This is a genomic window from Sodalis sp. (in: enterobacteria) (assembly GCF_051710625.1).
Lineage (GTDB): Bacteria > Pseudomonadota > Gammaproteobacteria > Enterobacterales > Enterobacteriaceae > JBPESN01.
This window is the reverse complement of record NZ_JBPESN010000026.1, coordinates 1-12,971: the sequence shown is the minus strand read 5'-3', so window position 1 is coordinate 12,971 and position 12,971 is coordinate 1. Positions and strand designations below refer to the sequence as shown.

At 54.0% G+C, this 12,971-nt stretch carries 13 protein-coding genes and 3 pseudogenes; 14 read left to right on the top strand and 2 right to left on the bottom strand.

Annotated features, from left to right (window positions below):
* The first annotated feature begins 119 nt into the window (after positions 1-119).
* Positions 120-509 carry a VOC family protein gene (locus ACTBDU_RS08530; RefSeq protein ID WP_438806177.1) on the top strand — a complete coding sequence of 130 codons (390 nt, stop codon included), beginning with the start codon at positions 120-122 and terminating at the stop codon, positions 507-509.
* A complete protein-coding gene (gene tilS / locus ACTBDU_RS08525; protein WP_438806176.1) occupies positions 499-2,172 on the top strand; it encodes a tRNA lysidine(34) synthetase TilS in 1,674 nt (557 codons plus the stop codon). The genes ACTBDU_RS08530 and tilS overlap by 11 nt, the downstream gene beginning before the upstream one ends.
* A 20-nt stretch (positions 2,173-2,192) precedes the next feature.
* Here tilS and rof read toward each other — a convergent pair whose 3' ends face one another.
* The gene (gene rof / locus ACTBDU_RS08520; protein WP_438806175.1) at positions 2,193-2,453 is read right to left on the bottom strand and encodes a Rho-binding antiterminator; all 261 of its coding nucleotides are present in this window, start codon (positions 2,451-2,453) and stop codon (positions 2,193-2,195) included.
* A gap of 236 nt (positions 2,454-2,689) precedes the next feature.
* Between rof and ACTBDU_RS08515 the strand changes: the two are divergent.
* The 11 genes and pseudogenes from ACTBDU_RS08515 to ACTBDU_RS08465 all read left to right on the top strand — a co-directional run bounded on the left by ACTBDU_RS08515 (position 2,690) and on the right by ACTBDU_RS08465 (position 10,624).
* Positions 2,690-3,196, top strand: a pseudogene (locus tag ACTBDU_RS08515) (YaeQ family protein).
* A gap of 82 nt (positions 3,197-3,278) precedes the next feature.
* Complete coding sequence (locus ACTBDU_RS08510) at positions 3,279-3,599, top strand: copper resistance protein NlpE N-terminal domain-containing protein (protein WP_438806174.1); 321 nt, start codon at positions 3,279-3,281, stop codon at positions 3,597-3,599.
* A 1,054-nt stretch (positions 3,600-4,653) separates the two neighbouring features.
* Positions 4,654-4,923, top strand: coding sequence for a hypothetical protein (locus ACTBDU_RS08505; protein ID WP_438806173.1), 270 nt, complete (start codon positions 4,654-4,656; stop codon positions 4,921-4,923).
* Positions 4,924-5,020: 97 nt separating this feature from the next.
* Positions 5,021-5,581 (top strand): hypothetical protein, encoded by a 561-nt coding sequence (locus tag ACTBDU_RS08500; protein WP_438806172.1) that lies wholly within the window; start codon positions 5,021-5,023, stop codon positions 5,579-5,581.
* On the top strand, positions 5,515-6,855 hold the full coding sequence (locus tag ACTBDU_RS08495) for a hypothetical protein (protein ID WP_438806171.1): 1,341 nt from the start codon (positions 5,515-5,517) through the stop codon (positions 6,853-6,855). Before ACTBDU_RS08500 ends, ACTBDU_RS08495 begins: the two co-directional genes overlap by 67 nt.
* A gap of 105 nt (positions 6,856-6,960) precedes the next feature.
* Positions 6,961-8,107, top strand: a pseudogene (locus ACTBDU_RS08490) (IS3 family transposase).
* A 13-nt stretch (positions 8,108-8,120) separates the two neighbouring features.
* Positions 8,121-8,717 carry a hypothetical protein gene (locus tag ACTBDU_RS08485; RefSeq protein WP_438806170.1) on the top strand — a complete coding sequence of 199 codons (597 nt, stop codon included), beginning with the start codon at positions 8,121-8,123 and terminating at the stop codon, positions 8,715-8,717.
* Between the two features lie 70 nt (positions 8,718-8,787).
* Positions 8,788-9,183, top strand: coding sequence for a hypothetical protein (locus ACTBDU_RS08480; protein WP_438806169.1), 396 nt, complete (start codon positions 8,788-8,790; stop codon positions 9,181-9,183).
* Positions 9,174-9,518: a hypothetical protein gene (locus tag ACTBDU_RS08475; RefSeq protein ID WP_438806168.1), complete on the top strand. Its 345-nt coding sequence runs from the start codon at positions 9,174-9,176 to the stop codon at positions 9,516-9,518. Before ACTBDU_RS08480 ends, ACTBDU_RS08475 begins: the two co-directional genes overlap by 10 nt.
* Before the next feature lie 60 nt (positions 9,519-9,578).
* Positions 9,579-10,037, top strand: a complete 459-nt coding sequence (locus ACTBDU_RS08470; protein WP_438806167.1) for a hypothetical protein — start codon at positions 9,579-9,581, stop codon at positions 10,035-10,037.
* A gap of 194 nt (positions 10,038-10,231) precedes the next feature.
* Positions 10,232-10,624: a hypothetical protein gene (locus ACTBDU_RS08465; protein ID WP_438806166.1), complete on the top strand. Its 393-nt coding sequence runs from the start codon at positions 10,232-10,234 to the stop codon at positions 10,622-10,624.
* A gap of 91 nt (positions 10,625-10,715) precedes the next feature.
* Here the strand turns inward: ACTBDU_RS08465 and proS are convergent, their stop codons facing one another.
* Positions 10,716-12,440: a proline--tRNA ligase gene (proS, locus tag ACTBDU_RS08460; protein WP_438806165.1), complete on the bottom strand. Its 1,725-nt coding sequence runs from the start codon at positions 12,438-12,440 to the stop codon at positions 10,716-10,718.
* A gap of 163 nt (positions 12,441-12,603) precedes the next feature.
* On the opposite strand from proS, the pseudogene ACTBDU_RS08455 reads away from it, so the two are divergent.
* Positions 12,604-12,971 (top strand): annotated as a pseudogene (locus ACTBDU_RS08455) (transposase); the annotation flags it as partial.

Sequence of the window (12,971 nt, the reverse complement as noted above, 5' to 3'; positions counted from 1 at the left end):
GGCCTGTACGGCGCGCGCTTAAATTGATACAAAGGCGGGAAAGCCGGCCGCGGGGACGACTGCGCCGGCGCGCGGGCAGTTTTCGCCAGCAAGTAGATGCAAGACGGGAACCTTAACACATGATTAGCCTACAGCGGATGCACCATATCGCCATTATCGCCAGCGATTATGCGCGCAGTAAAACTTTCTATTGTCGGATCTTGGGGTTTACACTCATCGGCGAGCACTACCGCGCTGAGCAGAATTCCTGGAAGGGCGATTTGGAGCTACACGGGCAATACCTCATCAAGTTGTTCTCCTTTCCCGGCGCGCCGGCACGGCTGAGTCGGCCGGAAGCCCAGGGATTGCGGCATTTAGCCTTCAGCGTCGCCGATATTGATCAAGCGATTGCCGGCCTCGTTGCCGCCGGCGTAGCCTGCGAGCCGGTGCGGGTCGATCCGCTGACCGGCAAAAAATTTACGTTCTTTACCGATCCCGATCAATTACCGCTGGAGCTGTATGAAGCCTGATGCCGAGGGGGTAGTGCTGGCGCTGCGCCGCCGCATCGCCCCTTACCGTGCCCTGCTGCTGGCGTTCAGCGGCGGTCTGGATTCCACGGTATTGCTGGATGCCCTCGCCACGCTACGTGATGGCGACTGCCTCCCCGGCGGTGACGGTGCGCCGACGCTGCGGGCGGTTCATGTCCATCACGCCTTGAGCCGTCACGCAGATGAGTGGGCCGCGCACTGCGCGCAGGAATGTCATCGGCGCGACGTCGCCTTTACTGCGGTACATGTCGTCGTCGACGCGACGTCGGAGGGGATCGAGGCGGCGGCTCGCGGCGCGCGTTATGGGGCGCTGGCGGCGGCGCTGACACAGGATGAGGTGTTGCTTACCGCCCAGCACCAGGACGATCAGGCGGAAACGCTGCTGCTGGCGTTGAAACGCGGCAGCGGGCCGGCCGGTTTGGCGGCGATGGCGGCGGATGCGCCGTATTTAGGCCACCGCCTGGTGCGCCCATTGCTGGACTTTAGTCGGGTGGAGCTAGAAGCGTATGCTCAGGCACGCGGGCTTCACTGGATTGAGGACGACAGCAATACCGATCTGCGGTTCGATCGCAATTTTTTACGCCTGCGCATCCTGCCACCCTTGCGGCAGCGCTGGCCGCAATTTGCTAACGCCGCAGCGCGCAGCGCGCAGCTTTGCGGCGAGCAGGAACAGCTTCTCGATGAACTGCTGGCAGAAACACTGGCCGATATCATCGCACCAGACGGGTCGTTACGCTTGACGGCGCTAATGACGATGAGCGAAAGCAAGCGCGCGGCCTTGTTACGCCGTTGGCTGGCCAGCCGCGGCGTGAGAATGCCCGCACGAGCGCAACTGGCGCGCCTGTGGCAGGAAGTGGCGCTCAGCCGGCGCGACGCCGTTGCACAACTGAAACTCGACGGCCGGCTGGTACGGCGCTTTCGCGATCGTCTTTATGTCGTGCCGCGTTTGCCGCCGCTTATGGACGGCGAGGCGGTCTTCCCCTGGGCGCCGGAAAGCGAACGTCTTGCGTTGCCCGCCGGTCTGGGGCACCTTTATCGACGCCCGGTTGACGCCGGAAGCGCGGTACCGGGGAAAGCGTTCATCGCGGCGGTGAAGGGAGGCAGCAATTTAGAGGAACGGCAGGACGGTAGTGCAAGTTGCGCCTCAGACGCTGACCATGCCGCCAATACCAATACCAATACCAATACCAATACCAATACCAATACCAATACCAATACCAACGCTAATGCTGACGCTAACGCCAATTATTCCGCCCACGCCGTCCATGCCGGCAGCATAGCGGCGCCGCTGGCCGTTGTGCGCGCACCCTTGTCCGGCGAACGGGTTTCGGTGCGTTTCGGCCCCGTGCATAGCCTGTTGTATATTGTGGGGCGGCGACGCGGCCGAACGTTGAAAAAAATCTGGCAAGAGCTGGACATCCCGCCGTGGCGGCGCCGCAGCACGCCGCTGCTGTTTTATAATGACCAACTCATTACGGCGCTGGGCGTCTTCGTGACCTGGGAAGGCGCGGTGCGTGAGCATCACGCGCAATGGCAGCTTTTTTGGCGGCCGGACAGTAATAGGCCGCCGCGCCAGAGGGCGGCGGTCAGAACGGCGTGTTGTCAGGCGAGGAAAGCGGGAGCCATTAGCGGGCTACGCCAGTAGCCCGCGTGAGGGAGAGGGAATTATTCTGCGCTGACCACCACGGTACCCAGTTCGGGATGGGTGAACCTGGCAATATGATCCAGCCGGATGTCCTGGCTGACGCCTGCCTGATCGATAATCAGATACTCAACGCGTTTTCTCGACAGCATTTCGCGTGCCGCGCCGGTCACTGTTTCCCCATTACGGAGCGTAAGGTTTAATATCCAATGGCGCGTACAGGCGAGCTCAAGATTATCGTAATCATCACAATTAATGGGCTGATATTCTTCGTTTATAGTCATAAGCGCTCACCTACATTTATTGGGCGGTGTTCCCTGAGGAAGGATAGACCGCGCCTTGCCGGCAATCCCACACATCAATCAACAGTTATTCCTTAAATGACTATAGCACAAAGCGCCCCCAATCCTTTAAGAAAAGGCGGTGGATTCGCGGGCCTGTGGACCCGAAACCGGCACTGCTGGTCGCCAACCGGCGAAGTCGAGTACACTGCGGTTATCAACAATAAAGGGAAATCATAATGGCGCTGAAAGCCACCATCCACAAAGCCACGGGCAATATTGCCGATATGGACCGCAATTATTATTTTGAAGCCAATCTGGTATTGGCGCAGCACTCCTCGGAAACCCCGCAGCGCATGATGTTGCGGCTGCTGGCATGGGTATGCCACGCGCATGAGCGTCTTGAATTCACCCGCGGGCTGAGTGCGGAAGATAAACCGGCGCTGTGGTGGCGAAATGATCATGGCGAAGCCGAAGTGTGGATTGAACTGGGCCTGCCGGCCGAGAAACGTTTACGCAAGGCTTGCCATTAAGCCCGTCAGGTGGTGTTGTACGCCTATAATGCGCGCGCCGCCCGCGTTTGGTGGCAGCAAAACCAGCCGCTGTTGTCCGCGCAGTCTAATTTGTCGGTACGCTTTATCGACGATGAACAGCTTAGCGCGCTGGCGAGTTTGGTGCAGCGCACTATGGTGCTGCAGGCAACGCTCCAGGACGGGCTCATCTGGCTATCCCATGCCGACCAATAGGTGGAGCTCGCCTTCGAGGTGTGGCAATAACGTACATATCAGCGCTGGCGTGCCGCCGGCAGGTGAGGGGGCCTTTACGCCCATGCAGCAGTATTATCAAGGAACGCTGCCGGGCGAGAACCGCGAGGAAATAGAAACCTCATTATTTCTCGCTGAAAACGGCACCTGCATCATGCAACAGCTTTACAGCACCGGCGCCCGCGTCGCTCGCATGCAATCCAGCGCCGGGCAATGGACGCGTACCGCCGACAAATTAACTCTGGTAGAAAACGCGACCGGCAAAAAGCGTTTTTTCCGGCCGGCGGGCAATTCACTGGAAATGCTGGATGATAATGGTGTAATTATTCCGTTCGCCGGTTGCCGTTTTTTGCTCTTGCCGTCGCGCGACAGGATTATGACCTGACGCCTTGCCCTAACCTGAGGCGGAGCAGAGCCGCGGTAGCTGACATCCATACCGCTGACCCGAGGTGGCAAACCGCGGCGCTTACCTATGGCTTGAGCACCGGACGCGCAGACCGGTGGGCATGGCTGTATTACGCAACCCGGAGGCTTTAAGGGATTAACCGGCAGCGTGCGCGGACGGGCTCGGTTGGCTCGACCGCCAGGGCGGGTGATGCGCGCGTGAGACGATTCAAAGACATTTTATTGGCTGTGCAAGGGTGTCTGATTAACAGCGCGATAAAATCGCGCTATCGCAACGCTATTGTTGTTCAACGAGCCGGCATATTCTATTCCTCCGAAAATAAGCCTTTGTTATCTTCATCTCCTCACACACTGCCATTTTAGAAACATGGCGAATAACGAAATGAATTCTCAATATTTAAACCCCATGTCATAACGTTTTAATTGACGTTTAAGGCGTGATGGATAGGCAAAAATAAATTGCTGTGGCAAGTTGTTTCATTGTTAATGAAACAACCTGTCCCTAATCGGCATAAACCAATCAAGGAGAATTGATATAATGTGGCCCTTTTTTATCTGGTGGTACCCTTATAAATTAACCTCATGGTGTAATTTCTTTTCCGTATTGGCCAGCGCTCACGATAAAGCGCTTGACCATACTATTACAGCCAGGAAGATGTCGATTCAGCTTGAGCGTAAAGTCTGCGGGGATGACATCGTTTTGGCCTGTTTAACCGCGTCAAATAAAGGGAGCCGTGCATTGTTTTTGCACCCTCAGCAAGTGGGTTGTTGCTACCGATAAGGGTTATGCCGTCATTACAGAAAGGGCGGGGCATGGCGTTAGCCGGCATGCCGTCAGCGCCGAGCCGTGCGGTGACGACGCTACCGGAAGCCAGGCCGAGAACAGCGTCATCACGAGAGATGCAGTCCAACGCGGGCCACAGTGACCAAGTTCTATTATCAGGTCCGGAGGTGTCTGGGGTCGAACCATTGACCGATGGGGAGCAGGCCTTTATGCATCTGGTACGGCGTCGCGCGTCAGCGATAGGAACTTGATGCCGACGTGCGCGTTCAATCTTGAACTACAGGATTACTGGATACGCTTTGGCACGAGAAAACGCCAGTTTGCAGCGTTCCTTGCTCACTATGCTGACATTCTGATACCGTCCAACACCAGAAATGCCCTGCCGGGAGACGTTCAAGAGGAAAATATGGCGAAAACGCCCGGGCAAAAACAGCGCGCTATGCTGGTCGAGCGCGAACCCTGGTTACATGTTCACGGTCTGTCCCAAGAGGGTAAAGACCACCCCGAAGAACGGCATTAGCACTACTTGTATGAGTTGCTGAATAAAAAACTGGCGCACTATACTCCCCCCCCGCGAGCAGTTTATCGATAAGCTGGACCTTAACGTAGAGCTAAGCGTGACATTTATTGTCGAGGGACCATCAGACCTGCTTTTTAGTATTGCGGATCGCAAAGTGGTCAGGCTGAGAGAGGTTCTGACCGGCGATGCGCTGCGCGTCATGGAACGTCAATTAGTTGCCAAAGACCGAAACGCACGTATCGGGGAGTTGCTCTTAACCGATCCTGGCGGCGCGATGAATGCGCGCTTTCTTAAGCTTATGGCCCATTTGGCCAAAGACGCGTTTTTTGATCTCCACGGCGAGTTAAACGCGCAATTACAGGAAGTGACCGACAGCAGCGAAATTGAAAATGCCTATTTCACGATGGCCAGAAACAGACTGGCATGCGCGTTATTACCGTTGCTGAGGAAGCACGAGCATAACGCGGTGGTGGCATTAGCGCAGAAATGGATGGTTAATCAGCTAACCAAGCAACTGGTGAGGTTGCACCAGGGCGGGAAGCGCATTCAGGTGCCGGAAGTGGTGGCGTTAGCTGAACCCACCGGCGGCGCATGCTCATCTCGCTTTCTAACGGCAGAATTTATTTATGGACCCCGGATGATATCTCTGCGGCCTTAAGGACGTTCCTTCACGATCATCTGTCGCTACGTCAACGACAATCGCTCATTGGCCTGCCGCTTGTCGCCACCGTCGATCTACAAACATGCCGTATTTTGCCACCGATCTCCTTTAACGCAAGCCAGGATATCTGGCGGGCGTTGAAGCAATTGGACCATGATAAAATGGTCGAGCATCTGCACGATTATGTTCAGCAGCAGAGACAGCCTTATTTACAGCAACCGCACCAAGCGGAAGAGGATTCGCACCACGTCGCCCAGCAGGTTTTATTGTATGGCGGCCTGGCGTTGTCGGTTCTGGCATTATTTTTCAGTGGTGGTTCGGCCGCCGTTTGCGCTTCATTTATGCTGGCGAATCTCGGCGTAGGCGTCGTCAGCTGCGGCAGAGCGATTATTTTGGTTGAGAGTCTGATAAAAGAGGGGCAGGACAATCTGCGCCAGTTTGCTTTTAGCAGTGCAGAAGCCATGTTGCGCATTAACCAGATTACCGGTCGCATAAATTTTCATCAGTACCAATCCTTCCGCGCTTTGGGCCAGATCCGTCGGTTTTTCCGCGATTTGGTGGCCATTACCAGGCGTCAGGCGCTGAAGATGGTGCCACGTGGCTATGAGCTGGCGGCATTTGGTCATGCCGGTGAACAGGCCGAGTTGATGCTTATCAACCGCGGAGAAGGCCGGTTCGGCGGATACCAATTGGCGCCGCTTACCGGCGACCGCGCGTTTCAGGATGGCTGGGGAACGGTCAGGCTGGGCGATTTTACCTTTGATGCGGATCATCTGGTGCTGGCCGACGGTCAACGGGTGCAACTGGTGGTGGAAGATTACCGGCAGTTACCGGCGCAAACACAGGCCTTCATTACCTATGATGGACCGCTGTCGACGAGGTTCCGACGCTATTGCCAACACCTATCTCGTCAGGGGCATCGCGCTGAGTTGTTGACAAAGGCGGAGACTTTTATAAAAGAGAATGCTTTCACGGCAATTGAGTGCCGGGTGCTGCTTTATTGGGTTGAATCTGAGGGATACCGGGAGATGCGGCATTATCTGCTGGTGGCAGAAAAAGAGGGGACCCGTTATGTCGTGGACCTGGCGACGGAAAAATTGGCCTTCCTGAAGATCCCGACGATGTCACAGCCCTTTATCCAGTCTGAACAACAATGGCTGACGGCTTTTTATCAAGCGGAAAGCGACACGCCAATTCGATACCAGACATTTGCCAGTATAGACGCGACATTCGCCTATCGCCGCGAGGAATGGCCCCAGATCAAAGAGTAATGGCTTATTAAGCCGCCGGATGTCAGCACTATGTAGTGGCACACTGAATTTGGCCACCTGAACAGAGGTGATATGCTCACCTCAGAACAACACGGGTGCACCACAATGAAAAGAAAAAATTTTAGTCCTGAATTCAAACGCGAATCCGCTCAACTGGTTGTCGACCAAAATTACACCGCCGCGCCAGCAGCAAAAGCCATGGACGTCGGCTTTTCTACGATGACGAAATGGGTAAAACAACTGCGTGATAAGCGACAGGGGAAAACGCCAAAAGCTTCTCCCATAACCCCGAAATAAATCGAAATACATGAGCTCAAGAAGAAGGTACAACGCATTGAAATGGAAAACGAGATATTAAAAAAGGCTACAGCGCTCTTGATGTCAGATTCCCTGAACAGTTCTCGTTAATTGGGAAACTCAGAGCGCATTATCTTGTGGCCACACTCTGCCACGTGTTCAGGGTTTATCGCAGCAGTTACAAATACTGGAAAAGTCGTCCTGACAGGCCAGACGGCAGGCGAACAGTATTGTGCAGTCAGGTTCATGAACTGCACAGTATCAGCCATGATGCCGCTGCCGCGAGAAGTATCGCCACCATGGCAACCCAGAGAGGCTTCCGGATGGGGCGCTCGCTCGCAGGCAGGCTCATGAAAGAGCTGGGGCTGGTCAGTTGTCAGCAGCCGACGCACAGGGATAAGCGTGGCGGTCAGGAGCATGTTGCAATCCCAAATTATCTTGAGCGCCATATGGTGCGGCGATGTGACGTATATCTGGACCGGGAAACGCTGGGCATACCTTGCGGTTGTTCTTGCACCTGTTCGCGAGGAAACCGGTGGGCTGGGCTATGTCATTCTTCCCGGACAGCAGACTGACCATCAAAGCACTGGAAATGGCATGGGAAACGCGTGGTAAACCAGCTGGAGTGATGTTCCACAGCGATCAGGGTAGCCACTATAATACGAGCAGGCAGTTCCGACAGTTGCTATGGCGTTACCGGATCAAACAAAGCATGAGTCGGCGTGGTAACTATTGGGATAACAGTCCGATGGAGCGCTTCTTCAGAAGTCTGAAAAACGAGTGGATACCGGTAACGGGCTACATAAGCTTCAGCGAAGCAGCTCATTAAATTACCGACTATATCGTGGGATATTACAGCGCACTCAGGCCGCATAAATATAACGGTGGGTTACCACCAAACAAATCAGAAAATAGACACTGGAAAAACGCTAACGCGGTGGCCAGTTTTAGTTGACCACTATACTATTATGCATTATGATGATGGAATTAAATATTTCCTTCTTCCCTCGACTTCTTCTCCGCTGGTACAACAGAAGCGCTTGGCAAAAATCATTCCTAATTTAATGATAAATAATGATCTCTGCCGGTTGAATTATGAATTCATGCTATATATTTTCTATAATTTTTCTTCGTCAAGACAGCAAACATTGCTCAATCAGGTTTTTATTCAGAAGCAAAATGCGCACCGAACGCTACGCGCGTTCATTGGCTCCACGAAGTTTATCTGCACCTACAGCGAAATGCTGCGCACGGAACCCGGTAGGCTAATCATTTTCACGCGCGCAGATGACACAACGTTTCGCCACTGGATGATAAGTTTAGGTAACAGCCGCTTTGCCGGCATGAATAATATGAAGATTGCAGCCCATCTTGGTGAAGATAAACGGGTGTTGCTGGCGGAGCAGTTAAGGGAATTTAAAGATAATTTACTCCACCCGCGGGGGGCAAATTATGGTTTCTCGGTTACCAAGCATACCTTCATGGAATCGGCGCCGGAGCGTTCTTTGCTTCAGGTAGCAAAAGAGTTGCTAAAGCGTTCAAACACCGCCTCAGAACGCCTGTGAGTATGCGTTAAGTATTCTGGTGCATGCCAACCGTTTGTCGCCGCAACAATCTGTCGCGTTGCAAGACGCCATGACTAAATTGGTCAAACCCACGAACGGGGGATTTCTGTTGCCGGGTAAACTTGAAGATATTCTATCGAATGTCCAATCCATCATGCTCAGCGTAACATTGAGCGATTTACCACCGGAAAAATTGGTAGTCCTGTATACGCCGTCGAAGCAATACCATATGTTACTGAGTTTAGGAGATAACCACTTTTCTGGCCTAAACAATCATTTATTTAATCCTACGTTAAGTCCAGATGATAATATCATCAGCGCCAGACAGTTGGGGATGATTAATAATGGAGTGTTAAGTGGTGATGTTAATGTCGAGAAAACCCGCGTATCCGCTCTGCTCGGACCCGACAGTCGCGTCGCCATCCATGATAATGCCAACGTGCAGGGGGGGTGCAGATGCTTTTGAAGGCCCACGGCGCGCCCACCAGCATAAACCATTATGACGCTGTGGAATGTGCCGAGGTGGTGTTAGGCATTAACAAACTGTACAATCAGGGCAGACAATTAAAAGAATTGGAGCTTATCTCCTGCTACGGAGGTTATGGCGGCGCACATTCATGCGCGCAAGTGTTGGCGAATCGCCTGCAAATACCGGTGAAAAGTTATCACCGGGTGGTAGTTGATCACAAACTGCAGCGGCAGGGAACCGCACTGGAATTTACGCCGCAGATTACGCTGGGCGTCAGACGTTTGCATGAAAATAAAGTTTGGCATTTGCGTCTGCATAATTTTCTTGAATGACTGTGTTTACAGTGGCACCAGCTTGTCAGCGCGCGTCAGCCGCGATCGGAGCCTACTGACATGTCCTTTATTTTGATTGCATTGAGTATGCTGCAAGTATTGAAAGGCATGCTCGATGGTGAGACTTTTCTCGAGCGTTTTCCCGGTTTCACCACGCCGCAGTTGATAAAAAACGCGTTAGCGGAAATAGACGCGGGCGACGCGCCGATCGGCGCGATACTTTTATTGTTGTATGGGGATCGGAAAATGCAGTGCGCGCTGCAGCAGTTTCTGGTGGAAAACGATCGCGATCGATTGCGCCATGTTGCTGAAACGCAGAATTATCCGTCGGCGGCTCCCAGCGCCCAGGAATATGAAATCGGCAACGGCGAAGAGTATATCGCGCTTGTCCCCTTGGAGGCATGGCGCGATCTCCCCCCTATGAGTCAGATTTATATGAATTTCAGCGCCACTGCCTGGAGCGCGTCGTCAATATTGATATGCAGGATATCGATAAACGGCGGTGGCCGCGTAAGGTAGCGCAAGCCCTTAACGATTTTTCCAGTTTGCCATTGCAAGCCGGCCAGCGAGACGGCACGTGTCTTGTCACCGGTGACGACGAAAAGGAGGATCTTATTTACATCAATGCCAATGCCGCTTGTGATTTTACTCTCTAATGGGCGCTGATTAATGATAATGCGCCGCCGCAAACCCACCATCCCAACACGTGGTTGTTGTTTCCGATCGTTGGCAATAAAAGGAAGAAGACATACCAGACCTATCTTGATTTTTCGTCACTGTGGCTTCAGGCGGACAAGCCGGCCATATCGCTGCCGTCACGGGGGAATGTGCCTTTGGCGGTGCCACGGGTGAGAATTCAGATTCTTGAGAACGGCAGCCGGATGATTATTATGCAGCGGCGTTTACCGCAAACGTACTTTGACAGCAACGCTAAACTGGCCCTTTATATCGCCCGAGAAATTAACGGTTATACCGCGCGCATCAAAATGGGTGAAAAGCGCGGTGGGACAATATTGTTGATTACTTCTGCTGATGGGAACCTGATTTATATTGACCAGGACTGCCTGGCGCAGAGCAGGGTCATGGAAAATGTGGTGCTGGCGTAATTGGCTACCAATAGTGTTGGGTGTGCACGTCAGACAATAATGCGCCGTCCACGACCGTGGACGGCGTTTGAGGGACATTCGGCCGCGAATTTTATTTCGCCGCGGCGATTTCGCTTACCAGAAAGTCAACGATAGCGCTGAGTTTAATCATCCGCTTCTCACCGCTGCGCCGGTTTTTGTATTCGATTTCTTCGGTGTCCAGATTGCGATCACCAATCACCAGCTGATGCGGGACGCCGATAAGTTCCATATCGGCAAACATGACGCCCGGACGCTCTTTGCGGTCGTCGAGCAGAACGTCAATACCGCGCGCCTGCAACTGCTGGTAGAGGTCTTCCGCTGCCTCTTTTACCCGGAAGGATTTATGCATGTTCATGGGCAAAATCGCGACATTGAAGGGCGCCAGGGCTTCCGGCCACAGAATGCCCCGGTCGTCGTGGTTTTGTTCAATAGCGGCCGCCACCACGCGGGTGATGCCGATACCATAACAGCCCATGGTCAGCGTTTGGTTGCGACCGTCCTCGCCCTGCACCGTGGCTTTCATCACTTCCGAATATTTGGTGCCTAACTGGAAAATATGGCCCACTTCAATGCCGCGCTTGATTTGCAGTGTACCGTTACCGTCCGGACTGATATCGTCATCGACAACCTTGCGCAGGTCGGTTACCTGCGGCAGCGGCAAATCCCGTTCCCAGTTAATCCCGAAGAAATGTTTACCCTCGGCATTGGCGCCGGCAGCGAAGTCGCTCATCACCGCCACGCTGCGGTCAATGACCAGCGGCAGCGGCAGATTGACCGGTCCAAGCGAGCCGGGGCCGGCGCCCACCGCGAGGCGGATTTCTTCTTCGCTGGCGAACGTTAGCGGGGCGGCAACCTGCGGCAGCTTCTCGGCCTTGACGTCGTTAAGCTGATGATCGCCGCGGACCATCAGCGCCACCAGCGGATGTCCGGCGTCTTCGCGCGCACGAACCAGCAGCGTCTTGACGGTTTTTTCCACCGGCAACGAAAATTGCGCCACCAGCTCGGCGATGGTGCGGGCGTCAGGGGTATCCACCAGGCGCATGTCTTCGCCCGGCGCGGCGCGCGCGGCGGCCGGGGCGACCGCTTCCGCCAGTTCAATATTGGCGGCGTAATCTGATGCCGTTGAGAACACGATATCGTCCTCACCACTGCTGGCCAGTACCTGAAACTCATGTGATGCGCTGCCGCCGATGGAACCAGTATCTGCCTGCACCGCGCGGAATTCCAGGCCCATACGGGTAAAAATAGCGCTATAAGCCTGGTACATGGCGTCATAGGTCGCCTGCAGCGAAACCTGGCTGGTGTGGAAAGAATAAGCGTCTTTCATCACAAACTCCCGCGAGCGCATAACGCCGAAACGCGGACGCACTTCGTCACGGAATTTGGTTTGGATCTGATAGAAGTTCAGCGGCAGCTGCTTATAAGAACTGACCTCGTTACGGATAAGGTCGGTTATCACCTCTTCATGCGTCGGACCCAGCACGAAGGGGCGCGCGCCGCGGTCGGTAAACCGCAGTAGCTCCGGGCCGTATTGTGCCCAGCGTCCGCTTTCCTGCCACAGATCCGCCGGCTGCACCACCGGCATGGACATTTCAATCGCGCTGGCGTTGTCCATCTCCTCGCGCACGATATTTTCTACTTTACGCAGCACGCGCAAACCGGTCGGCAGCCAGCTGTAAAGGCCGGACGCCAGTTTACGAATCATCCCGGCGCGCAGCATCAGCTGATGGCTGACCTCTTCCGCGTCCGCGGGGACTTCCTTGAGGGTGGAGAGCAGATATTGGCTAGTACGCATGTTAGTTAAGTTCCACAAAAGCAGCTCAATGCCGGAGGCTGCCGGCAGGCAGCAAAAATACCGAAAGTGCTATAGTCTACCAGCGCCCACTTGTAGTGGCACACTGAATTTGGCCACCTGAACAGAGGTGATGTGCTCACCTCAGAACAACACGGGTGCACCAATGAAAAGAAGAAATTTTAGTCCTGAATTTAAACGCGAATCCGCTCAACTGATTGTCGACTAAAATTACACCGCCACGCCAGCAGCAAAAGCCATGGACGTCAGTTTTTCTACGATGACGAAATGGGTAAAACAACTGCGTGATGAGCGACAGGGGAAAACGCCAAAAGCCTCTCCCATAACCCCGGAACAAATCGAAATACGTGAGCTTAAGAAGAAGGTACAACGCATTGAAATGGGACACGAAATATTAAAAAAGGCTACAGCGCTCTTGATGTCAGACTCCCTGAACAGTTCTCGTTAATCGGGAAACTCAGAGTGCATTATCTTGTGGCCACACTCTGCCACGTGTTCAGGGTTCATCGCAGC